Origin of the sequence: Pseudomonas sp. LJDD11, from assembly GCF_024584215.1 — a bacterium.
GTDB lineage: Bacteria > Pseudomonadota > Gammaproteobacteria > Pseudomonadales > Pseudomonadaceae > Aquipseudomonas.
This window is the reverse complement of the sequence record NZ_JANJFL010000012.1, coordinates 134927-158730: the sequence shown is the minus strand read 5'-3', so window position 1 is coordinate 158730 and position 23804 is coordinate 134927. Positions and strand designations below refer to the sequence as shown.

The 23804-nt window shown below is 60.6% G+C and carries 19 protein-coding genes and 3 pseudogenes; 15 read left to right on the top strand and 7 right to left on the bottom strand.

The genetic code is table 11. The annotated features are described in order from the left end of the window. The first annotated feature begins 60 nt into the window (after positions 1-60). Complete coding sequence (locus NRB16_RS15800; protein ID WP_257106469.1) at positions 61-783, top strand: hypothetical protein; 723 nt, start codon at positions 61-63, stop codon at positions 781-783. Positions 784-816: 33 nt separating this feature from the next. On the opposite strand, the pseudogene NRB16_RS15795 reads toward NRB16_RS15800, so the two are convergent. Then, positions 817-1682: pseudogene (locus NRB16_RS15795) on the bottom strand (IS5 family transposase); the annotation flags it as partial. A 388-nt stretch (positions 1683-2070) separates the two neighbouring features. Here NRB16_RS15795 and NRB16_RS29720 point away from each other — a divergent pair. Together NRB16_RS29720 and NRB16_RS29715 are read left to right on the top strand one after the other, a co-directional pair. Next, positions 2071-2838: pseudogene (locus tag NRB16_RS29720) on the top strand (MCP four helix bundle domain-containing protein); the annotation flags it as partial. After that, a complete protein-coding gene (locus tag NRB16_RS29715; RefSeq protein WP_373568473.1) occupies positions 2833-3696 on the top strand; it encodes a methyl-accepting chemotaxis protein in 864 nt (287 codons plus the stop codon). The pseudogene NRB16_RS29720 and the gene NRB16_RS29715, both read left to right, overlap by 6 nt. A gap of 317 nt (positions 3697-4013) precedes the next feature. Here the strand turns inward: NRB16_RS29715 and NRB16_RS15785 are convergent. Together NRB16_RS15785 and NRB16_RS15780 are read right to left on the bottom strand one after the other, a co-directional pair. Further along, positions 4014-4927 (bottom strand): annotated as a pseudogene (locus NRB16_RS15785) (IS5 family transposase). A gap of 254 nt (positions 4928-5181) precedes the next feature. Next, positions 5182-5844: a DUF4214 domain-containing protein gene (locus NRB16_RS15780; RefSeq protein WP_257106467.1), complete on the bottom strand. Its 663-nt coding sequence runs from the start codon at positions 5842-5844 to the stop codon at positions 5182-5184. A 282-nt stretch (positions 5845-6126) separates the two neighbouring features. On the opposite strand from NRB16_RS15780, the gene rarD reads away from it, so the two are divergent. Then, on the top strand, positions 6127-7014 hold the full coding sequence (gene rarD / locus NRB16_RS15775) for an EamA family transporter RarD (RefSeq protein ID WP_045489594.1): 888 nt from the start codon (positions 6127-6129) through the stop codon (positions 7012-7014). A gap of 361 nt (positions 7015-7375) precedes the next feature. Here rarD and zapE read toward each other — a convergent pair whose 3' ends face one another. Continuing rightward, positions 7376-8485, bottom strand: coding sequence for a cell division protein ZapE (gene zapE / locus NRB16_RS15770; protein ID WP_253115257.1), 1110 nt, complete (start codon positions 8483-8485; stop codon positions 7376-7378). A 2-nt stretch (positions 8486-8487) separates the two neighbouring features. Further along, complete coding sequence (locus NRB16_RS15765) at positions 8488-9939, bottom strand: SulP family inorganic anion transporter (RefSeq protein WP_253115259.1); 1452 nt, start codon at positions 9937-9939, stop codon at positions 8488-8490. A gap of 178 nt (positions 9940-10117) precedes the next feature. On the opposite strand from NRB16_RS15765, the gene ampC reads away from it, so the two are divergent. The 5 genes from ampC to efeO (NRB16_RS15740) all read left to right on the top strand — a co-directional run bounded on the left by ampC (position 10118) and on the right by efeO (NRB16_RS15740) (position 15754). Continuing rightward, positions 10118-11290, top strand: a complete 1173-nt coding sequence (ampC, locus tag NRB16_RS15760) for a class C beta-lactamase (RefSeq protein WP_373568472.1) — start codon at positions 10118-10120, stop codon at positions 11288-11290. Between the two features lie 233 nt (positions 11291-11523). Then, complete coding sequence (gene efeU / locus NRB16_RS15755) at positions 11524-12366, top strand: iron uptake transporter permease EfeU (RefSeq protein WP_257106465.1); 843 nt, start codon at positions 11524-11526, stop codon at positions 12364-12366. Positions 12367-12381: 15 nt separating this feature from the next. Continuing rightward, positions 12382-13578, top strand: coding sequence for an iron uptake system protein EfeO (gene efeO, locus NRB16_RS15750; RefSeq protein WP_045489580.1), 1197 nt, complete (start codon positions 12382-12384; stop codon positions 13576-13578). Positions 13579-13600: 22 nt separating this feature from the next. Continuing rightward, the gene (efeB, locus tag NRB16_RS15745; protein ID WP_045489577.1) at positions 13601-14908 is read left to right on the top strand and encodes an iron uptake transporter deferrochelatase/peroxidase subunit; all 1308 of its coding nucleotides are present in this window, start codon (positions 13601-13603) and stop codon (positions 14906-14908) included. Positions 14909-14929: 21 nt separating this feature from the next. After that, positions 14930-15754: an iron uptake system protein EfeO gene (efeO, locus tag NRB16_RS15740; protein WP_045489576.1), complete on the top strand. Its 825-nt coding sequence runs from the start codon at positions 14930-14932 to the stop codon at positions 15752-15754. A gap of 85 nt (positions 15755-15839) precedes the next feature. Here efeO (NRB16_RS15740) and NRB16_RS15735 read toward each other — a convergent pair whose 3' ends face one another. Continuing rightward, positions 15840-16508: a polysaccharide lyase family 7 protein gene (locus NRB16_RS15735; RefSeq protein ID WP_045489574.1), complete on the bottom strand. Its 669-nt coding sequence runs from the start codon at positions 16506-16508 to the stop codon at positions 15840-15842. A 303-nt stretch (positions 16509-16811) separates the two neighbouring features. After that, entirely contained in the window at positions 16812-17477 is a 666-nt protein-coding gene (locus tag NRB16_RS15730) for an aspartate/glutamate racemase family protein (RefSeq protein ID WP_257106464.1), read from the bottom strand. Between the two features lie 111 nt (positions 17478-17588). Between NRB16_RS15730 and NRB16_RS15725 the strand changes: the two genes are divergently transcribed. From NRB16_RS15725 to NRB16_RS15700, 6 genes are all read left to right on the top strand, one after another. Continuing rightward, the gene (locus NRB16_RS15725; protein WP_257106463.1) at positions 17589-18488 is read left to right on the top strand and encodes a LysR family transcriptional regulator; all 900 of its coding nucleotides are present in this window, start codon (positions 17589-17591) and stop codon (positions 18486-18488) included. Between the two features lie 115 nt (positions 18489-18603). Next, positions 18604-19053, top strand: a complete 450-nt coding sequence (locus tag NRB16_RS15720) for a MarR family winged helix-turn-helix transcriptional regulator (protein WP_253115277.1) — start codon at positions 18604-18606, stop codon at positions 19051-19053. 2 nt (positions 19054-19055) lie between these two features. After that, the gene (locus NRB16_RS15715; protein WP_045489563.1) at positions 19056-21143 is read left to right on the top strand and encodes an FUSC family protein; all 2088 of its coding nucleotides are present in this window, start codon (positions 19056-19058) and stop codon (positions 21141-21143) included. Next, entirely contained in the window at positions 21140-21349 is a 210-nt protein-coding gene (locus NRB16_RS15710) for a DUF1656 domain-containing protein (protein WP_045489560.1), read from the top strand. Before NRB16_RS15715 ends, NRB16_RS15710 begins: the two co-directional genes overlap by 4 nt. Beyond that, positions 21346-22233: an efflux RND transporter periplasmic adaptor subunit gene (locus tag NRB16_RS15705; RefSeq protein ID WP_253140137.1), complete on the top strand. Its 888-nt coding sequence runs from the start codon at positions 21346-21348 to the stop codon at positions 22231-22233. Before NRB16_RS15710 ends, NRB16_RS15705 begins: the two co-directional genes overlap by 4 nt. Beyond that, entirely contained in the window at positions 22230-23642 is a 1413-nt protein-coding gene (locus NRB16_RS15700; protein WP_257106462.1) for an efflux transporter outer membrane subunit, read from the top strand. The genes NRB16_RS15705 and NRB16_RS15700 overlap by 4 nt, the downstream gene beginning before the upstream one ends. Positions 23643-23804: the final 162 nt, after the last annotated feature.

The window sequence follows — 23804 nt, the reverse complement described above, 5'->3', positions numbered from 1 at the left end:
GGTTTATGTCTGCCCCGCTGGACAAGGATCATTTAGTGACATTCACGCAGGCTTGAGAAAATGAAACGGATCAAATCGGTTGCGCTGTCAGGTGCAATGATCTTCTCGCTGTTTTGCCACAATACCTGGGCTGCCAATGCTCAATCCTGGAATCTGGCCAGAGACATGTACCTCATGACGGAAAAGCCCCCTGCGGGCTCTCCATGGGCGTTCATGCAGAACAAGACAGCAGTCAATGCGGCAGCCAATTACACGCTTTTCCCAACCTTCCATGCTGATCAATGCGGCGACGGGGCGACTACCTGCTGGATGGAAGGTGCTGGCAACGGCTACATAGCTATCGTAAAGAAAAGCTGGACCTTCTCAGGGTCGGGCTCCAGTTCCCTGTTCAAGCAGGGCGACGTGGTTGCACATCCTGGCTCAAACTTCCAGAGCATTGTTCGCTGGACCAGTCCGATTGCCGGCAACATCAATGTACTGGGCAGCATCAACGATCTGCATAACGCGTGCGGAGACGGGATAAGCTGGTCACTCAACCTCGGCGACACGTTGCTGCAGTCAGGCAGCCTTGCAAAAGGCGGCAGCTCGTTGATTTATGTCGATAACATCGCTGTTACTGTGGCCGCCGCTCTATATTTAGTCATCGACAAGAAAGCCAACTACTCGTGCGATGCCACGAGCTTCGATCCACTAAGGAAACTCCGAACACGTTGTCAATCAGCCGGAAATAGACGGCTTGAGGATGCCGAAAAGCCCGATTTTCAGCCGCTGATTATTGGATAACCAAGGCAAAGCCTTGGGTTTCTGCCCTCCCGGGCGCACCTCTCCCGCAGCAGGTAATAATTGCCGACGCACCATCCGCAGATTCGACAGAGCAAACAGCGTGGTCAGTTGCGCCATGTTCTTGGCCAAGCCACGGAAACGGGTTTTCACATAGCCGAATTGGCGCTTGATTACACGGAATGGATGTTCGACCTTCGCTCGCGCCTGCGCTTTGAACTTTTCGATCTTGCGTCTGGCCTTGTAGAGCACGCTTCGTTTGCTTAAATGCGTATAGGTGCTACGACGAGCCGCAATCTGTCAGATTACCGGCCTTCCTACATGCTCCGGCCGCTTCTCCACGCCGGTATAACCCGCGTCGGCACAGATAACATTTTCATCGCCATGCAACAGGTGAGCGACCTCCGTTACATCGGCCACATTTGCCGCATTTCAGGATCGCGCTTGCCGTCCTTGTTCTTGGTCGAGCTGGGTGCGTGGATGATGGTGCCCTGGCGCAACGACAGGCCCTTGTCTCGCAGGTAATTGTTGATGGCTTCCAGAATCCCCGACGCTAGCTGATGCTTTTCCAGCAGGTGCCGGAAATTCATGATTGTCGTGTCTTCGGGGATAGGAGCGCTGAGCGTCAATCGAGCAAACTGGTGCGCCGAAGTGATCTCGTACAGCGCCTCTTCCATGGCTGGGTCACTCAACGAGAACCAGTTCTGCAGCAGATGAACACGAAGCATGGTTTCCAGTGGGTACGGCTTGCGACCATCGCCGGCCTTTGGGTAATGCGGCTCGATCAATGCCACCAAGCCGCTCCACGGGACCACCTGCTCCATCTCGGCCAGAAAACGCTCGCGACGGGTTTGCTTGCACTTACCGGCGTACTCGAAATCGAAAAAGCTCATCTGACTCATGGGATGGAGGGTTTGTAGAGGGCAGTTGGATGGGCCCTATTTCAGCACAGCTCAGATGGTCTGTGCTGACTTGTTCGGAAAATCCCTAACCGGCCTTCTGGCCAGTTTTTCGTTTCCACGACCCTCCGTCTGGAACTAACAAGCAGCGACCTCGAATGCCACACGGCGCAAATCGCGTGATGGTGCCTGCAAACTTTTGGGCGGCGGTGCAGGGCTTCTCGTGTAGACGGAATATTTTTTACGATCAGGCCTGAATAAAACCTCAAGGGTTGCCGATATATCTGGAAAGTTCATAAAGCTTTCGTGCATAGCAATAGACTATAAAAAAATACATTGCGATAGATGTAATAAAAATTCGCCAGTAGCATCATTGTTCAGAGAGATTCTCATGTCACTACGCAGTATGAACATCGCCCCTCGCGCTTTTCTCGGTTTCGCATTCATCGCATTGCTGGTGATTGTGCTGGGCGTCTTTGCCCATACCCGCATGACGTTGATGCGCCAGGCGACGATTGAGGTGCAGACCAACCAGTTGCCCAGCGTCGGCTACCTGGGCAACTTGATCGAGGGTGTGCTGCGGATGCGCATTCTGTCATTTCGGGTCTTGGTCAATCGCGAGCCCGCGGCCCTGGACGAGGCCTATGCGCGTATTGGCGTCCTGGTGGACAAGTTGCGCAAGGACCAGAAGAGCTATGCCGACCTCCCTGCTGTAGATGAGGAGTTGGCAAAGTACCGCGAGTTCACCGCTACCCTCGACACCTACCTCAAGGATCAGGAGCGCATGGTGGAACTGTCCCGGCAAAACAAGCTGGAGGATTTGCGCAGCCTGATCAATACCCAGATCAAGGCCGGCACCGATCTGATGGGCGTACAGCTTAATAAACTGGTGGAAATCAACAAGGCTGGTGCCAAGGTCGCTTCGGATGAATCCGGCAGGCAATACGACAACGCGAGTACCGGCATTGTCATTGTTTCGGTGGTGGCTGCCCTGCTGACGGTGCTGTTGGCCTGGCTGCTGACCCGAAGCATTGTCACGCCATTGAGGAAAGCCGTCGAAACTGCCGAAGTCATCGCCAGTGGCGATCTGAGCAAGCAGATCCTGGTCGAGGGTTCGGATGAACCGGCTCGCCTGCTGACCACCTTGTCCACCATGCAGGACAACTTGCGCAAGACCATAGAACAGATCTCCGGCTCAGCCACGCAGTTGGCTTCGGCTGCGGAGGAACTGAGCGCTGTGACCGAAGAGTCTTCGCGTGGGCTGCAACAGCAGAACAACGAGATCGAGCTGGCGGCCACAGCCGTCAATGAGATGACCAGTGCGGTGGAAGAGGTGGCGCGCAATGCCGTTTCGACCTCCGAGGCGTCCCAGCAGTCCAACCAGGCCGCGCGCGAAGGTCATTGCCGTGTCTTGGAAACCGTGGAAGCGATCCAGGCCATGACCCGTGACGTACAGAGCACTTCGGCCATGATTGAGGGCCTGGCGGCTCAAGGCCGTGATATCGGGCAGGTGCTGGACGTGATTCGGGCGATTGCCGAACAGACCAACCTGCTGGCCCTCAACGCAGCTATCGAGGCGGCCCGTGCCGGTGAAGCAGGTCGTGGTTTTGCGGTGGTGGCCGATGAAGTACGAGCTCTGGCGCACCGTACCCAGCAGTCGACCCGCGAGATCGAGCAGATGGTGGCAGGCATCCAGAACGGCACCGGTGAAGCCGTGCAGTCGATGCAGCAAAGCAACCAGCGTACCCAGGACACCCTGGAGCGCGCACGTGCGGCAGGCGGGGCGCTGGAGCAGATCACCCACTCGATCAACCTGATCAACGAACGCAATCTGGTGATCGCCAGTGCGTCGGAAGAGCAGGCACAGGTTTCCCGTGAGGTGGACCGTAACCTGGTGAATATCCGCGACCTGGCCTCCCAGTCAGCGGCGGGAGCCAACCAGACCAGTGCTGCCAGTCATGAATTGTCACGTCTGGCGCAGGAGTTGCGCTCACTGGTCGCCCGATTCGTCATCTGACGGTCCGAAGGACTTGAGTGTGATGATTAGTTGCGATCTTTCCAGCGCAATGTGCCGATGGCAGTCTCTCATCGCCAAAACTCCGCGTGCCTGCAAGTTCGCCGTCTTGCAGGCACACGGTTTCTTTTCAGAATGGTAGAGAAGATGGGCCTAATCAGCCCTTTGCAAGCTCGGGAAGCACCAGAGCGCTTTAGGGATCCTCCGATCAAGTTAGCTTCTGACGTGCAGAAGCTAACCACCAGCGGCGTTTTTCCGTCATATCGGCTTGATAAGCAATTGCTCAAGCAGCTGTCGGCAGGCTTTTCAGCCCACCTTGTCTAGCCAAGGCGCAATTCACCCATACCCATCAGTTTCTTGCGCACCATCCACAGGTTCGACAGTACAAACAGCGTGGTCAGATGAGCCGTGTTTTTTACCGAGCCACGGAACCGGTTCTTTACGTGGCCGAACTGACGCTTGATCACCCGAAACGGATGTTCGACCTTGGCTCGGGTTAGTGCTTTTGCCCGTTCAATTTCGCGCTTGGTCTTGTAGATCCGGCTGCGCTTGCTCAGCTTCGTGTACGTACTGCGACGCCCTGCAATCTGCCAGATCACCTTACGGTTTTCATGCTCCTTGCGCTTCTCAACAACGGTATAGCCCGCCTCGGCGTAGACAGCATTCTCGTCACCGTGCAGCAGTTCAGCCACTTGCGTCACATTTGCGACCTTGGCTGCGGTGCAATGGACGTGATAGACCAGCCCCGATTCCATATAGGCACCAATGTGGGCTTTCATGCCAAAAAAGGACTGATTTCCTTTTCTGGTCTGGTGCATTTCAGGGTCACGTTTGCCGTCGTTGCTCTTGGTCGAACTGGGGCATGAACAATCGTGGCGTGGACGATGGTGCCTTGGCGAAGCGACAGACCTTTGTCCTGCAAGTAGCGATTGATGACGTCCAGGATCCCCGCTGTCAGTTGGTGTTTTTCCAGCAGGTGCCGGTAATTCTTGATCGTGGTGTCTCCGGGGATCGGAGCGCTGAGCGTCAGCCGGGCGCACTGGCGCATCGAGGTGATTTCGTACAGCGCTTATTCCATGACCGGATCACTGAGAGAAAACCAGTTTTGCAGCAGGTGAATGCGCACCATGGTCTCCAGCGGATAGGGCTTGCGACCGCCGCCAGCCTTTGGGTAATGAGGCTCGATCAGTGCCACCCGCTCGCACCAGGGAACGACTTGCTCCATCTGGGCCAGGAAGCGCTCTCAACGGGTCTGCTTGCGTTTGCCGACGTACTCGAAATCGGAAAAGCTAATCTGACTCATGGGACTGGCTGTTGCTCGTGACGGGAGTGGTGGGCTATTTCAGCACAGCGGGCGGGCGCTGTGCTGGAACTTGATCGGAGAATCCCTAATAGCCGGTTGAAACCGAAGAGCTCTTTCCAGCGATGAGCTGAAAAGGGTCAGGCGCAGTGCCTGTAGGCGTGCAGGCACTGTGCAAGCCCAGGGTGTCAGACAAACACTTCAGTAGCGACCGGCTGGCCGGCCAGTTGAATGAAGCCGTCGACGGCCTGGTTGCTCAAAGCGACAAACTCGGCCGACTCGGAGAAGGCGATTACCACTTCCTGACGGCTCATGGTCTGGTTGTCCAGATGGCCGGTCCACCAATCCCGGCCACCGGCGTCGGCGCTGCGATCCAGGGCATTGAGGTACAGCTGATTGACGAAGTCGGTATTGTTGAGGGCACCGTAGGTCTGATTGAACTCGCTACTGTTCACAAAGCTTGCAGCCACGTCCGTCAGTGACATGCCGCGGTCCACTTGCTGTTCCCAGTAACGAAAGCCGCCAAGGTCCGGGCTGCGGTCGAAGGTGGTCATGTACAGGCGCGCCAGTGACGCATCACTGACTTGCGCCACCAACGGCTGGCCGGTCTCGCCCGGACGACTGTGCGACACCGAGATTTCCTGATAGATGCCACTGCCGTCCAGGTCGCGGTAAACGGTGGTCTCGATCCAGCCATCGTCGCGCTCGACATGCAGCACATCAGTGCCAGACACGCTGTAGGTCTCGTCGCGATCAATGTTCTCAAGCTCCCAGCGACCGTCGTCGAACTCATAGACCCGCTGGATCTGCCCGGAAACAATATCGAAACGCTTCAGATCGATCTCCGCCATGACTCACCCTCTCCCTAACAATGTGAACATTTGATGTCAGGCAAATGTATGGCACTTGGCTTAAACGAAACTTAATAACCAGTTACAACCTCGCCCCCATTCAGTGCACGGCATCGCGTTCGGGTATTCAAGGGACGCATCTGGGCAGGCAGACGGACAAATTCTGTAGCATTTTCAACTACACGACTGTTTTGAATCGCGAACAGTCCTTAGAATAGGCAGGCATTGCACCACTGCGGTGCAACCCTTCTCTTTCATCCATTGCCTTCCCAAGAGTCCCTCGTGCAGAAAGGAATTGCGCTTTCGGTACTGGCTTCCTGTCTGTTCGGAGTCATGTACTACTACACCTCGTTGATGGCCCCGCTCAGCGGTGAAGAGATTTTCGGCTGGCGCATGCTGCTGACGGTGCCGTGCGTGACGCTGTTCATGTTCATGTGCGGTGACTGGCCGCTGGTCAAGGCGCTGGGCGCGCGCATTTTGCGTCACCCGGTGCTGATTCCGGGGATCATGCTGTCTTCGTTTCTGATGGGTGTGCAGTTGCTGTTGTTCATGTGGGCGCCGTTGCACGGTCGCAGCCTGGAGGTGTCGCTGGGTTATTTTCTGTTGCCACTGACGATGATCCTGACCGGGCGTCTGGTGTATGGCGAGCACCTGTCGCACCTGCAGAAGGTGGCGGCAGCCTTTGCTGCGTTTGGGGTGGCGCATGAAGTGTGGCGACTGGGCAGTTTTTCCTGGGAGACGCTGGTGGTCGCGGCCGGTTATCCGGTGTATTTCGTGCTGCGCCGACGGTTGCAGACAGACAATCTGGGCGGGCTGTGGTTTGACATGTTGTTCATGTTGCCGGTCGGGGTGTGGTTCATTGTCAGCGGTAATCCGGCGGCGGCGCAGGCGACGCCGATGTTGTATGTGTTGATTCCGCTGTTGGGGGTGATCAGTGCGTCGGCGTTGATCAGCTATCTGCTGGCGAGCCGGCTGTTGTCGTTCAGCCTGTTCGGGCTGCTCAGTTATGTGGAGCCGGTGTTGCTGGTGGGTGTGGCGTTGTTGCTGGGCGAGAGTATCGGCGCTGATGAGTGGCTGACCTATGTGCCGATCTGGCTGGCGGTGCTGGTGTTGGTGATCGAGGGCGCGAAGCATCTGTTAGCGCAGCGGCGGCGCAACGCGGTTTCCTGAACGACTGTAGGAGCGGCTTCAGCCGCGAAAGTCTGTCGATCTGTGCAAGACTTTTTGCCGTAGTCGCCTGTACTTCGGGTTTCGCCCCGACGGGCGAGTTGCTTTGGTTTCGCCCAAAGTAACCAAAGGCATTGCTCTTGGCTTGGGTCCGCCCTGCGGGCGAACTTCCCTCCGTCCGGCATCGATTCGGGGGCCGGCGCGATGGGCACCGGAGTGAGGGAACCCCGCAGGGGGCCAAGACCGGAGCTAGCGCTTTGGTTACTTTGGTGTACACCTAGACAAAAGTGACCCGCTGTCAAAGCGCAAAGGTGACTCAAACCCACTGCCGCTGCGGCGAATGTATCCATCCCTGGCGCTGTTCTCACTCACTAAACCGCTGCAACTGCATCTCCTGCAACCGGCTCAAAGTTCGGCGGAAGGCGAATTCCAGGTAGCCTTGGGTGTAAAGCTGGTCCATGGGCACGGGGGCTTCGACATAGAGCGGGACGCGGCGGTCGTAGCATTCGTCGACCAGAGCGATGAAGCGCCGCACGCTGTCATCTTTGGGTGACAGTTGCGGCAGTTCGCGGTCACCGGCTTTGACCTGTTCGACGCCGTCTTCGGTGCCGCGGGCAATCTTCGCCTCGCGCTGTACAGCGCTGAGCAGCGGTACTTCGCTGAGCATGACCACGGCAAAACGGTCGCAAAGGGCGATGAAGTCCATCGCCGCCAGTGGTTGTTCGCACAGGTCGCGGTAGCGGCACCAGATCACGTTGTCGGTATGTTGCAGGACATTGACGCTGCGGTAGCCCAGCATGACCTGAGTGTCGTGCACGGTCTGGCCGTGGGTCAGGCCCTTGAAGATTTCAGCCAGGGCGCCGGGCTTGCCGGGTTCGCTGACCCAGTAGCGTTGCAGCAGTTGCCCCGGATGCAATCGGTGGTCTGCGCCGCCATCGACCTCGACCACTTGCATGTAGTGCTCGATCGCGGCAATGGCGGGCAGGAAGCGTTCGCGGTTGTGGCCGTGGCTGTACAACTGCGGCGGCGGGATGTTCGAGGTGCAGACCAGCACCACACCGGCTTCGAACATGGTCTGTAGCAGCCCACCGAGAATCACCGCGTCGCCAATGTCGGTGACGAACAGCTCGTCGAAACACAGCACTCGCACGTCTGCCGCCAGTTCCCGGGCGATCACCGCCAACGGCTGGGCGGTGCCGGTCAGTTCAAACATGCGCTTGTGGACCCAGCGCATGAAGTGATGAAAGTGCTGACGCCGCGACGGTACTTGCAGGCTTTCATGGAAGCGATCCATCAGCCAGGTCTTGCCGCGCCCCACTGGCCCCCACAAGTAGATACCCCTGGCGCCGCCGCCATCAGCCAGCGCCTGCCAGCAGGCCTGCAACTGTTCAGCGGCATCACGCTGGGACGCATCAGCATGAAAGCCCCGTTGCAGGGCTTGTTCATAGGCTTGCAGCGGCGTCGGGCCAGTCATTGTCACACTCCTTGTGGCTGGATGCCGGCACGCCGCAGCAGGCTGCGGCAACGCTCGGACAGATGGATCACGCGCAGGTGTTTGCCGGCCTTTTCATAGCGCTCGCGCAGGGTTTTGAGTGCGGCAATGGCCGAGTAGTCGACGAAGCTCAGGTGCTGACAGTCGAGTACCACCTGCTCAGGATCATCTTGCGGCGAGAACTGTTCGAGAAAATGTGTGGTCGAGGCAAAGAACAGCGTGCCATGCGCGTTGTAGACCTTGCTGCCATCGACGGCCTGATGGCTGTCGACATACAGGTCACGGGCATGCTTCCAGGCAAAGTCCAGCGCGGCGACGATAACCCCGAACAGCACCGCCATGGCCAGGTCGGTGAGCACCGTGACCACGGTTACCGCGACAATCGCCAGCATGTCGCTGACCGGCACTTTGCGCAGGATGCGCAGCGACGCCCAGGCGAAGGTCTGCTGCGCCACCACCAACATCACACCGACCAGCGCCGCCAGCGCAATACGCTCGATCAGCGGCGCCAGAAACAGGATGAACATCAGGATCATGCCACCGGCCACAACCCCGGACAGCCGCCCACGACCGCCGGAGCCAAGGTTGATCACGGTCTGGCCAATCATGGCGCAGCCGCCCATCCCGCCGAACACCCCTGACACCATGTTCGCCGCCCCCAGCGCCACGCACTCGCGGTCCGGGTAACCACGAGTCTCGGTGATTTCATCGGTGAGGTTAAGGGTCAGCAACGTCTCCAGCAGGCCCACCATGGCCATAACCAGCGCATAAGGCGCGACGATGTACAGGGTTTCCAGCGTCCAGGGCACTTGCGGCCAGGCAAAGGCCGGCAAACCACCGGCCATGTGCGCCATATCCCCCAGGGTGCGGGTCGGCAGGTCGAGCAGGTACACCGCCAGGCCAACCCCGACAATCGCTACCAATGCGGGCGGTGCCGCACGGGTCAGACGCGGCAGCAGGTAAACGATGGCCATGGTGACCGCGACCAGGGCGAGCATGATGTACAACGCCTGGCCGCTGAGCCAGGCGCCGTCATGTTGAAAGTGTTCGAGCTGGGCCATGGCAATGACAATGGCCAGACCGTTGACGAAGCCGAGCATCACCGGGTACGGCACCAGCCGCACCAGCTTGCCCAGGCGCAGCAGGCCGAACAGCACCATTAGCGCCCCGCCGAGCAGCACCGTGGCCAGCAGGTATTGCACGCCATGTTCGACCACCAGCGCGACGATCACTACCGCCATTGAGCCTGCTGCGCCGGAGATCATGCCCGGCCGACCACCCAACAGGGCGGTCAGGATGCAGATGATAAAAGCCCCGTACAGGCCCATCAGCGGGTTGAGATGCGCCACCAGGGCAAAGGCGATGCACTCGGGCACCAGCGCAAAAGAGGTAGTCAGGCCGGCAAGAACATCGGCGCGCAGACGGGAGAATTTCATGGGTTACCAGACCAGGCGGCGCGTGGGCACGCGAAAAAGCTGGCATGGTACGCAAACGTGCCCAATGCAGCCAGACACATGTGGTTACAGCGCGTGCATTCGCCAATATTCAGAGAACAAATGTCTATTGAGCGTTCTCCTATTGGCAGGCAATGTACCGGCCCCCCGCGCAACAGGACTGACAATGAACCGAACAATCACGCTGACCGCGGTAACGCTGGCCCTTCTCGGCAGCCCTGCGGCCTGGAGCCAGACCACCGATTCGCAGGCCCGGGACCTGCTCATCGAGCAGGCCGCCCGGCAAGTCATGCAACAAAACGGTATCGCCGGCATGGCCATCGCGGTCACTGACCATGGCGTCCAGCGCTTCTATAATTTCGGCGTGGCGGCCAAAGACACGGGCGCACCGGTGACCAGCGACACGCTGTTCGAACTGGGCTCGATCAGCAAGACCTTCACCGCGACCCTCGCCACCTGGGCTCAGGCGCAAGGCAAACTCCGGCTCGACGCCCCGATCGACAGCTACCTGCCCGCCCTGCATGACAGCCGCCTGGGCAAGGTCGCCGTATTGCACCTGGCCACCCACACGGCCGGCGGCTTCCCGTTACAGGTGCCGGATCGAGTGCAGGATGAGCAACAACTGATGGCGTACTTCAAGGCATGGCAGCCGCAGTACCTGCCCGGCACGCATCGCAGCTATGCCAACCCGAGTATCGGCCTGCTCGGGGTGATTGCCGCCAAAAGCCTGGGGCTGCCGTTCGACCAGGCCATGCAGCAAGGGTTGCTGCCGGCCCTGGGGCTGTCGGCGACCTGGATCAAGGTGCCTGCGGACAAACAGAGCCTGTATGCCCAAGGCTATGACCGGCAGGACCAACCGGTACGGCTCAATCCCGGCATACTGGCCGATCAGGCTTACGGGGTGAAATCCAGCAGCGCCGACCTGATCCGTTTTGTCGAGGCCAATATCGCCAGCCACCCGCCAACCAGTCCGTTGCAAGAAGCGCTGCGAGCGACCCACACGGGTTATTTCAGCTTTGGCCCGGCGATTCAGGCGCTGGCCTGGGAGAGCTATCCGCCACAGGCGGACCTGTCGGCACTGCTGGCAGGCAATTCCAATGACATGGCGCTCAAGACCCAACCGGCGCAGGCACTGCGCCCCCCCGTGCCTCCAGCACCCGGCAGTTGGCTCAACAAGACCGGCTCGACCAATGGTTTCGGTGGTTATGTGGCCTTCATGGCCGACCGCGAATGGGGCGTGGTGATCCTGGCCAACCGCAACTACCCGAACCCAGAGCGAGTGCGCCTGGCACAGACCATCCTCAACGCTGCGGACACGCCACTAGTGCGTTGAAAACCGTTTAAAAGCGCCGATTGGAATTGATAAACAAGGCATCGCCAGACGCTTTGGCTATGACAACCGGCGCTTGACAAACACCTGAACCGCCCCTGAACAGCAGCCAGAAATCCTTGGATAAGGGAAAAACAACTGGCCCTTACACGGGAATGACTATCATTATGTTGCGCATTGTTTCGGTGGCAACACTTTGAAACGCTTCACCCGCCCGTAGTCATTCCTGGTGAAAAATGCTCGTTCCCTTTCTGATCATGCTGCGCGAAGGCATTGAAGCCGCGCTCATCGTAGGCATCATTGCCTCCTATCTCAAACAAACCGGCCGCGGCCAATGGATGCCGGCGGTGTGGATCGGCGTGTTCCTCGCAGGCGCCCTGGCCTTGTTGGTCGGTGGCGGCCTGGAACTGATGAGCGCCGAATTTCCGCAAAAACAGCAGGAACTGTTCGAAGGCATCGTCGGCCTGCTGGCAGTGGGCATCCTCAGTTCCATGGTGTTCTGGATGCGCAAAGTGGCGCGCTCGGTCAAAGATGATTTGCAACAGTCACTGGACAGCGCATTGAGCGGTTCGCGCAATCAAACCTGGGCGTTGATTGCCATGGTGTTCTTCGCCGTGGCCCGCGAAGGTCTGGAGACCGTGTTTTTTCTGCTCGCGGTATTCCAGCAGAGCACCGGCTCCGGTGCCCCACTGGGTGCCCTGCTCGGCCTGCTGGTCTCGGTAGCCGTGGGGGTGGCACTGTACCGCGGCAGTCTGCGCCTGAACCTGAGCCTGTTCTTTCGCTGGACCGGGCTGTTCATCCTCGTCGTGGCGGCCGGAGTGCTGGCCAATTCGGTCAGGTCACTGCATGAAGCCGGTATCTGGAACCACTGGCAAGAGGTGGTCTTCGATTTCAGCGCCACGCTGCCGATGGATGGTCCGACCGGCGCGATCCTGGCCGGGATGTTCGGTTACCAGGACGCCCCCACCGTCAGTGTGCTCGGCGCATGGCTGCTGTATCTGCTCGCCGCCCTGACGCTGTTTTTCCTGCCGCACAAAGCCCAGCCGCAGGCGCCGCGCCCGGCCGTCACGAATCACTAGTCTCAAGGGATACTCATGTCCAACGCCTCATCGGGAGCCTGGTCTCCCCGTGCCCTGCGCGTGGCCGTCGCCGGCTCCGTGGTCCTGATGTTCGCCGCTGGCGGGCTGTTCTACTACGCCTCGCAAGTGGCCGCGCACAAGCGTGCCGCCAATGCCGGTAACGAAACGGTGATCAATATTCACCCGCGCAGTTGCGAGCCCAATGCCCTGACCGTGCCGGCGGGCAAGCACAGCTTCCGCATCGTTAACCAGTCCGAACGTGCTGTGGAATGGGAAATCCTCGACGGCGTGCTGGTGGTCGAAGAGCGCGAAAACATCACCCCCGGCATGAGCCAGGTGATCAACGCCAATCTGATGCCAGGCGATTACGCCATCACTTGCGGCCTGCTGAGCAACCCGCGCGGCACCCTGCACGTGACCCCGACCGCCGAGTCCGAGGCGCAGGCCAAGGCGCGCCCGTCGATGACCGCATTCATCGGCCCGTTATCCGAGTACCGGGTGTACCTGAGCCAGCAAGGCTCGGCGCTGATCAAAGCGGTTGCCAGCTTGCAACAAGCCATCGAAGCCGGCGACCTCGACGCTGCCCAGGCGGCCTACCTGCCCGCGCGCAGCGCCTATCAGCGCATCGCCCCGGCCGCCCAGCGCCTGGCCGAACTGGACAACACCATCAACGCCCGGGCCGATTACTTCGAACAACGTGAGCAAGACCCAGGCTTCAGCGGCTTCCACCGGATCGAATTCGGTCTGTTCAAGCAAGCCAGCCTCGACGGTCTTGCTCCTGTGGCGCAAAAGCTCAGTGCCGATGTGGCGCGGCTCAAGCAGGAACTGCTGGCCCAGAGCATTGCCCCGGAGCAACTGACCAGCATCGTGATCCGCAACCTGCTGAGCCTGGCGCAGAACCGCAGCAAGGGTGAAGAGGAACGCTACAGCCACACCGACCTCAATGGGTTTGCCGCCAACCTTGAGGGCGCGCGTAAGGTCATCGACCTGCTGCGTCCACTGCTGGCGAAGAACCACGCTGACCTGCAACAGCGCCTGGACAGCGCCGTGACCAACCTGGACAGCACCTTTAACGGCCTGAAAAGCGCAGACGGCTATCGACCTTACGATCAGGTCGATGCCGCCGCCCGCCAACTGATCGCCAGCCAGTCCACGGCGCTGGCCGATGCCCTGCAACAAATCGATCCGGCCTTGGGCCTGTCGAGCCTGTAAGACTGCGGAGTACTCAATCAAGATGAAAAAACCAGACGCAACCGCTGTGATCGAATCGCCCCAGCGCCGCCGCGTGCTGATGGGGCTGGGCGCCGCCGGGGCGGCGTTGGCCGGCAGCAGCCTGGCAGGTCCAGCGATGGCCGCAAAACCTGCGCAGGTCACCGAAGCACCGAACAGCGACAAGACCCAGGACAGCAACGCCTTTCATGGCGTGCACCAGAGCGGCATCGTCAACCCGCGCCCGGCGGCCGGCATGTTCGTCGCTTTCGATGTACTGGCCACTGACCGCCAAGACCTGGAGCGACTGCTGCGCACCCTCAACGAGCGCATCGCGTTTTTGATGAAAGGCGGCCTGGTCCAGGACATTGATCCAAAGCTTCCACCGCTGGACTCCGGCATCCTCGGCCCACTGGTAACCCCGGACAACCTGACCATCACCGTGTCGGTGGGCGATTCGCTGTTCGACGAGCGTTTCGGCCTGCAAGCGGCAAAACCCAAGCGGCTGAGCCGTATGGTCGGTTTTCCCAATGACGCGCTGGACGCCGCCAGTTGCCATGGCGACCTGAGCATTCAGTTCTGCGCCAACACCCCGGACACCAACATCCACGCCCTGCGCGACATCGTCAAAAACCTGCCGGACCTGCTGCTGGTGCGCTGGAAGCAGGAAGGCACCGTACCGCCGCAGGCACCGAAAAAGCCCGGTCAGCCGGCAGAGAGCGCGCGTAACTTCCTGGGTTTCCGTGATGGCTCGGCCAACCCGGACTCCAACGACAAGAAACAGATGGACGAACTGGTCTGGGTCCAGCCCGGCAGTGACGAGCCGGCCTGGGCCGCGCACGGCAGCTATCAGGTGGTACGCATCATCCGCAACTTCGTCGAACGCTGGGACCGTACCCCGTTGCAGGAGCAGGAGTCGATCTTCGGCCGCACCAAAGCCAGCGGTGCGCCCATGGACGGCAAGCTCGAAAGTGACGAGCCGAATTACGCCGCCGACCCGCACGGCAAAAAGACCCGCCTGGATTCGCATATTCGCCTGGCCAACCCGCGCACCCCTGAGAGCCGCAAGAACCTGATTCTGCGCCGCCCGTTCAACTACTCCAACGGCGTCAACAAGAATGGTCAGCTGGATATGGGGCTGCTGTTTATCTGCTACCAGGCTGACCTTGAGAAGGGCTTCATTACCGTCCAGACCCGCCTTAACGGTGAACCGCTGGAGGAATACCTCAAGCCGGTCGGCGGCGGTTACTTCTTCACCCTGCCGGGGGTGACCAATGATGAAGATTTCATCGGTCGCTCGCTGCTGGCGGCCACTTCACCGAAATCTGTCTGAACCTCAACTGGAAGAGTCGATATGAACAAGACCCCGCTCGCCCTGCTGTTCGCCCTTGGTGTGTTGAGCGCACCGCTCGCCGCCGTTGCCGCCCCCGCACCGCTGGATCTGGTCGGCCCGATCTCCGACTACAAGATCTACGTGACCGAAAACATCGATGAACTGGTCAGCCACACCCGCCAGTTCACCGATGCGGTTAAAAAAGGCGACATCGCCACCGCGAAAAAACTCTACGCACCGACCCGTGTGTTCTACGAGCGCGTGGAGCCGATTGCCGAACTGTTCAGCGACCTCGACGCCTCCATCGACTCGCGGGTCGATGACCACGAACAAGGCGTGGACGCCGAAGACTTCACCGGTTTCCATCGCCTGGAACACGCGCTGTTCGAGAAGAACACCGCGCAAGATCAGGGCGCGATTGCTGACAAGCTGATGGCTGACGTCAATGACCTGCAAAAGCGCATTGCCGATTTGACCTTCCCTCCGGAGAAAGTAGTCGGCGGCGCCGCCGTGCTGCTCGAAGAAGTGGCGGCCACCAAGATCTCCGGCGAAGAAGACCGCTACAGCCACACCGACCTGTATGACTTCCAGGGCAACGTTGACGGCGCGAAGAAAATCGTCGACCTGTTCCGTCCGCAGATCGAGAAGCAGGACAAAGCCTTTGCCGCCAAGGTGGACAAGAATTTCGCCTCGGTGGACAAGATCCTGGCCAAATACCAGACCGCTGACGGCGGCTTCATGACCTATGACAAGGTCAAGGAAAACGACCGCAAGGCACTGGTGGGTCCGGTCAACACCCTGGCCGAAGACCTCTCGACCCTGCGCGGCAAACTGGGCCTGAACTGATCGACATTGCCCCGTAGGAGTGGTCGGGCGGCGATCCGCTTTAGCCGCGAATTAGCTTCGCCGCTAAAGCTGCTCCTACAAAGGTTCAAGCCTTTTTGTCGTGGCTGATGCGCAGCAGATAAAAGGTCGCCGCCCCCCCTTCACTGGCATAGCCGGTATTGTCCTGGGTATAGACCCCGGCCTTGAAGTACAAAAGTTTGGTACTCCACTGCTGATCCAGGCGCACTTTCCAGTCGTGATCATAAGCGTTGACGCTCAGCTCGCCGGTGCTGGTCAACGCAATGGTGTAGTTGAAGCGCACATTGAGCGGCACCCCTTGCGCCAGGGTGATGACTTCAATCTCGGCATCCGGGTTGCGCCGCAGTTTGGCAACGATGTTGCCGGTCTGGAGTTTCTCCTTGTACTGATACTCCACCTTGAGCAGCGGCTCATTACTCTGATAAGCGTGAATCTGGCCGATGACAATCTTGCCGCTCGATGGCACCTGGTTAACGGTCAAGGCGGCACGCAAAACGTTGTCTGCGGAGGTGTAACTCCAGTTGAAAGCCCGACCATCTGCGGTGGTCTCGCGCAGTTCACTGCGCGGGTATTTGGCGTTGTCAGTGGTCGAGCCGGTTACCGGCGCCCAGAAGAACAGCGTTTCGCCAGAGCGGAAGTAACCATCCTGGTAGCCGCGCACCAATTGCGGGGTGTTGATGGTAGTGGCGGGAATGCCGACAGGAACGGACAAATTCCAGGTGGCGAGGTCAATCATAGGGGGCTCGCAAGGTGCGCATGCGCACCGACAGAATGGCTCTGGAGCGGGCCTTTCGGCCTGCCCTGTTCGCCACCGCTATCGGCCTGGAGCGTTTTTTGTTGACCCCCTGAAAGCGTCAATGAATCGTTGCCCGAGCCGCCTGGCCATTATTGCGATATCACCGATGACCGTCCTTGTGCAGGACCGTTTCAGCTCCGGCGCCGGATTAATCGGGATAGGCGGCGACATCGCAGTGTCAGTTTTTTGAATGGCGCGACTCAAACACCGAATAAAAGTTGCACGCCTTCCGACCAACGGTCATCAACCAGCCTGATCGAGCAGGCTGCGCAGCTTCAGAACCGCGCTGTCTGGCGTGGTCAACACCGGCAGGCCGCTGACCTGACGCACCCACTCACTGGCACGGGCCATGGAGAATTGCGCCAGGCAGATCACCTCAGCCGGCCCCAACGCATCAGCTGCTTGCGCCACTCGCCGGTCATGCTCAGGGCCATCACCCTGAGCCAGGATCTGCATGCCGTCCTCAGCCAGTTGCAGTTGCAAGTCCAAGGCCTGGCCCTGGCGTTCGGCAGCCGCGATAAATTCGGCACGCATCGACGCCAGGGTCGGTTCAAAGGTCGCCAACAGCCCGATCCGGCTGCCTTGCGCCAACGCTGCTTCGATCATCGCCTCATTGGGCTTGAGCAGCGGAATGCTCACTTCGCGCTTGCAGGCATCGATGGCTTCACCGAACGCCGAGCAGGTAAACAGAATGGCATCGGCACCAGCACTGACCGCGTAACGGGTCAGATCGAGAAAGCGCTGGATAATGGCCGGGGTCAGCTGCCCGGCAGCCTTCAAATCACGGGGCAGCGAGTCTTCCAGCAAGTTGACAAGCTCGGCTTGCGGCCAGTGCCGGTCAAAGGCCGTATTGATGGGGCTGATCGACAAGGGAGTGGCATGGACCAGGAAAATACGCGGCGTGTTCAAAACGAACCCTCATGAGCTGGAAAACGTGACACCATCCTGCCGCATCGCGCTCATCACAAAAAATATTCATTTGTGATGCCACCTATCAATTTTTGTTAGCTATGGCGAGTCATGAATCTCAAGGCACTGACTTACTGCGTCACGGTCGCGCAACTGGGCAGCTTCACCAAGGCGGCGCAGGCGCTGCATGTGGCGCAACCGGCGCTGAGCATGGCCGTGGCGCGGCTGGAAGAAGAACTCGGCGTGCAACTGTTCAACCGCGTCGGCCGGCAACTGACGATCACCGCTGAAGGCCAGTTGTTCGTGCAACGGGTAGAAGCTGGCCTGGTGCAGTTACGCGGAGCGCGGCAAGCACTCAAGGACCTGACCGCGCTGGAGTGCGGCGAGATCCGCGTCGGCATCCCGCCGTTGTACGGTATTGGTCATATTCCTGAGTTGCTGGCGCAGTTTCGGGCGCGGTATCCGGCTATGGCCATGCACGTGGTCGAGGGCAGCGCTGACGATATCCGCCAGCGCCTCAAGGACCGGCAGATAGACGTTGCGCTGCTCGAGCAGCGCCGAATCGATCCTGAATGGGAGCACGTGGCGCTGGGCAGCGACGAAATGGTCCTGTGCATGGCTCACGACCACCCGCTGGCCAACGAAACAGCAATTTGCGCCGAGCAACTGCAGGACATCGACATGCTGGTGTTCGACCAGAGCTTCTTGCAGCGTCACCTGCTAGACGCCTTCTGCGCCAACCGTCAGGTCCGCTACCGGATTGCCCTGGAGAGCAACTTCGTGTCGCTGATCAGCCGCCTGGCCTGCGACGGGATGGGCATCTGCACCCTGCTGCGCTCAATCCAGCGTCAGCAACCAACGCTGGTCGGCGTGCCGTTCGATCCGCCGTTACTGCTGAGCTTTGGCCTGTGCTGGCGTCCTCAGGAGTACTTGTCATTGGCCAACCAGCGGTTTGTCGAAGCGGCGCAGGCGTTTTTCGCTGAGTCAGCGGCGGAGCGTGTTCGCGGCTGAAGCCGCGCCTGCAAGCAAGAAATTTCATTTGACTGAAACAGGTTGTTACAGGATAGTAATAGTTAGCAAGCTATTAATGTCCTCACTAATAATACTCACCCTAACGACCTGAGCCATGTCTGACCCGACCCTGCATCGCGCCATCAGCAGCACCATGGTCGCCGCCTCCCGTCATTGGCGGCGGCTGTGCCATGCCACGCTGTCCAGCTACAGCATCAGCGAAGCCTGCGCCGGTCCCCTGCTGGCCATCGCTCGCCTGGGCGACGGGGTGCATCAGGTCAGGGTGGCGCATGCTGCGGGGATGGAAAGTCCGACTCTGGTGCGCCTGCTCGACCAGTTATGCAAGGCCGGGATCGTCTGCCGTACCGAAGACCCCAACGACCGCCGCGCCAAGGCCTTGAGCCTGACCGACAAGGGCCGCGAGTTGGCCGCCTCAATCGAGGTCGAGCTGACCCGCCTGCGTGCAGGGGTGCTGAGCGGCATCACCGCTGAAGACCTGCAAATTGCCCTGCGCGTGCTGCAGGCGTTTTCTGATGCGCTGCCGCCCGAGGGGGATCCGGCTTGAGCATGAAGGACTTTCTCAGCGACCTGCCGCCCGGCCGCGACTGGCTGCACGGAGTACGCACTTTCGCTGCCTCGATGCTGGCGCTGTACATCGCACTGGTTATGGAAATGCCGCGTCCTTACTGGGCCATGGCCACGGTGTACATCGTCGCCAGCCCGTTTGTCGGCCCGACCAGTTCCAAGGCCCTGTACCGGGCGCTAGGCACACTGACTGGCGCCTGCGCCTCGGTGATCCTGGTGCCGATTTTCGTCCAGACGCCGATCCTGCTGGCCATCGTTATTGCCTTGTGGACCGGCACCCTGCTGTACCTGTCGCTGCACCTGCGTACCGCCAACAGCTACGCGCTGATGCTGGCCGGCTACACCATGCCGCTGATTGCCTTGCCCGCCGTGGACAACCCCCAGGCGGTGTTTGAAATTGCTGTGTCGCGTACCGAAGAAATCTTCCTCGGGATCACCTGCGCCGCGGTGGTCGGCGCCATGTTCTGGCCACGGCGCCTGGCGCCGGTGTTCCGGGCCAGCACCGACAAATGGTTCAGCGATGCCACCCTGTACAGCGAGCAGTTTCTCAGCCGCAACGTTGACCCCGGCGAGGTCGCGGGCCTGCGCACCGCCATGGCCGCCGGGTTCAACAGCCTGGAGCCAATGATTGGCCAATTGCGCCATGAGGGTGCGCATAAACAGACCGTGCGACACGCGCTGGAACTGCGCGGGCGGATGATCCATCTGCTGCCGGTGATCGACGCGCTCAACGACGCGCTGTGGGCGCTGGAACGGCGCTGCCCGGAACGCATGGCCGACCTTTCGGCCCTGCTGATCGAGGCGCGCCACTGGCTGCGAGCCACTGCCAGCGGCCTGCAACCGGAGCAGTGGGACTATCTGCATCAGGCGTTGCAACGCCTGCAACCGGACGCCGAACAGCTCGACGAGCGCGAGCACCTGCTGCTCTCCAACGCCCTGTATCGCCTGGGCGAGTGGATCGATCTGTGGCAGGACTGCCGAAGCTTGCAACAGGCTATCGAGGCCGATGATGGCCGGCCCTGGCAGGCGGTGTACCGACACTGGCGGCTGGGACGGATCAGCCCGGCGCTGGATCGCGGTCTGATGCTCTACTCGGTGGCTTCGGCGGTGCTGGCGATTGTCGTCGCTTCGCTGATCTGGATTTTCATGGGCTGGCAGGACGGCGCCAGTGCAGTGATTCTGGCCGCAGTGTCGTGCAGCTTCTTTGCCGCCATGGATGACCCGGCGCCGCAGATCTACCGGTTCTTCTTCTGGACCCTGGTTTCGGTGGTGCTGTCGAGCCTGTACCTGTTCGTGGTGCTGCCCACAGTGCATGACTTCCCGATGCTGGTACTGGCCTTTGCAGCGCCATTCATCACGGTGGCGACCCTCAGCGCCCAGCCGAAATTCTTCCTGCCTACGGTGCTGACGGCGGTAAACACCGCGACGTTCGTCAGCGTGCAGGGCGCCTATGACGCCGACTTTCTGGTGTTTATCAACAACAATCTGGCCGGCCCCGCCGGTCTGCTGTTCGCGTTCATCTGGACGCTGATCATGCGCCCGTTCGGTGTAGAGATGGCCGTGCGCCGCATGACCCGTTTCAACTGGCAGGACATTGTCAGCCTGAGCGAACCGGCCACTCTGGCCGAACATCGGCGCCTGGGCGTGCAGATGATCGACCGCCTCATGCAGCAGGTGCCACGCCTGGCCCAGACCGCCCAGGACAGCAGCACGCCACTGCGTGAACTGCGGGTGGCGTTGAACCTGCTTGACCTGCTGGCCTGGACACCCCGGATCCCGACCTCCTGTCAGGCACCGCTGCGTCAGGTGGTCGCGCAGATCGGCGGTTATTTTGCCGCCTGCCTCAAGGCCGGGGAGCGCCTGCCGGCCCCCAACGGCCTGCTGATGACGCTGGACCGAACCCGGCGGGCGCTGAACAGCCAGGCCCCGGCCGAACCTCAGGCACGCCTGCACCTGCTGCATGCCCTGAGCGGCCTGCGCCTGGCACTGCTGCCGGGGCTGGAGATCATCGACGTCAATGGCCAAAGCATCGAACAACCGATCCACGGCCCCGATGGAGCACCCGCATGATTGGCGAGCTGGATATCAACGGGATCTTCATCCCGACCTTTCTGGTGCTGATGGGCCTGGCGTACCTGTTGTTTCTGGCTGTTCACGCTGTGCTGTCGCACACCCGCTTTTATCGTCTGGTCTGGCACCGGGCGTTGTTCAACACAGGTTTGTATGCCCTGCTGCTGGGCGTACTGGACACCTTTAGCCGGTACCTGATGACATGAAAAAACCGATCCTGACCTTGGGCCGCGTGGTCCTGACGTTAATTGTGGTGGCGCTGGCCAGCGTGCTGGTGTGGCGCATGGTGATGTACTACATGTTCGCGCCCTGGACCCGCGACGGGCACATTCGCGCCGACATCGTGCAAATCGCCCCGGATGTATCCGGGCTGATCCAGCAGGTCCAGGTGCGCGACAACCAGCAGGTCAGCAAGGGCCAGGTGCTGTTCAGCATTGACCAGGACCGCTTCAAACTGGCGCTGCGCCAGGCCCAGGCCACCGCAGCCGAGCGTCAGGAAACCTGGCAGCAGGCGCAACGCGAGAATCGTCGCAACCGGTCGCTGGGCAATCTGGTATCGCGCGAACAACTGGAAGAGAGCCAGTCCAAAGAGGCCCGGGCGCTGTCAGCACTCAATGAAGCCAGAGTGTCAGTGGACGCCGCGCAACTGAACCTGGATCGCTCGGTGATCCGTAGCCCGGTGGATGGCTACCTCAACGACCGCGCCCCACGCCCCCATGAATTCGTCACTGCCGGGCGGCCGGTGCTGTCACTGGTGGATGCAGCCTCCTACCACATCGACGGCTACTTCGAAGAAACCAAACTCGACGGCATCCATATTGGCTCGAAGGTCGATATCCGCGTGGTGGGCGACAATGCGCGCCTGACAGGCCATGTCGTGAGCATGGTCGCCGCCATCGAAGACCGTGACCGCACCAGCAGCAGCAACCTGTTGCCCAACGTCAACCCGGCGTTCAGTTGGGTACGCCTGGCGCAGCGTATCCCGGTGCGCATTGCCTTCGACCAAGTGCCCGAGAATTTCCGCATGATCGCCGGGCGTACCGCCACCGTGTCGATCATCGACGCCTCACACCAGGAGGCCGTGCAATGAAACCGGCCTTACGCCTGCTGGCGCTGAGCGTCGGCGCCCTGCTCTCGGCCTGTCAGGTGGTCGGCCCGGACTACCAGCCACCCAAGGACGCCGCAGTCAATCGTGCCGACCTGCAAGGTACGCTGGGCAACTCGGCCAATGTGGTTTCAGCGCCGGTGCCTGAGCATTGGTGGCGGCTGTACCAGGACCGGCAACTCGATGAGCTGGTGCGCCAGGCGCTGGCCAGCAACACCGACCTGCGCATCGCAGCGGCCAACCTGCAACGCTCGCGCTACCAGAGCGCCGAGGCCGAAGCCGCCGGAGGTTCTCACGGCAGCGCCAAGGCCGGCGCCCAGCGTTTACAGGAATCGGGCGAAGCCTTTCTGCTGGCTGAAAAAGTCCCGGTGGCAACCGTGGGTGATGTGGGTCTGACCACCTCGTATCAGTTTGACCTGTTCGGCACCCTGCAACGCGGCATCGAAGCGGCCCAGGCCAATGTCGACGCCACCCAGGCGGCGGCTGATACGGCGCGCATTACCGTGGTGGCCGACGTGGTGCGGGCCTACACCCAGGTCTGCGCCGCCAACGAAGAGCTGGCCATCGCTCACCAGTCGCTGGACCTGCAACAACAGAGCGTGAACCTCAACCAGCGCCTGCGCGATGCCGGGCGTGGCGATCAGACCCAGGTGACCCGCTCGCAGACCCAATTCAAGTCGCTGCGCGCCGAACTGCCGCGCTATGAAGCGCTACGCCAGAGCGCGCTGTTCCGGCTGTCGATGCTGCTGGCCAAACCCGTGGCGCAACTGCCGGCCGGAGTCGAGAACTGCGCCGAGCTGCCGCACCTCGCCCAGGTCATTCCGGTGGGCGACGGCGCCGCGCTGCTCAAGCGCCGCCCCGATGTCCGCCAGGCCGAGCGTCACCTGCACATGGCCACTGCCGAAATCGGCGTGGCCACCGGCGAGCTGTACCCGGACATCAGCATTGGCGCCTCGGTGGCGACCATCGGTTTTCTTGATCATCTGGGCAAACCCGCCACCAATCGCTGGGGCTTCGGCCCGCTGATCAGTTGGACCGTGCCGAGCAATGGCACCCGGGCGCGCATCCATCAGGCCGAGGCGGCAAGCCAGGTCGCGCTGGCGCGCTTCGACGCCGTGGTGCTCAATGCCATCCGCGAAACCCAGACCAGCATGGCCCAGTACACCGCCCTGCTCGACCGCCGCGATGCCTTGGTAGAAGCCGAGCAATCGGCCAAAGAAGCCGCCGAACAGACCCATCGGTTTTACCAGGCCGGCCGGGAGTCATTCCTGGCGGACCTGCAGGCCACCCGCACCTACACCCAGATGCGTGCACAACTGGCGCAGGCCAATACCCAGGTGGCGATGGGGCAGATCGATCTGTTTCTGGCGTTGGGTGGGGGCTGGCAGCAGTAGCCCGACTCAAGCCCGAGCATGCCCGAACGGGCAGCTTCGCAGAAATATCTCACAAAATTTCGGAAAAAATCTGACATCCAGCAGGTAGTAAACGTCAGAAACCAAGAGCAGACTCTCACAACTTTTTCAGCACCAGGGAAACAGACGTTTCCCTGAACAAGG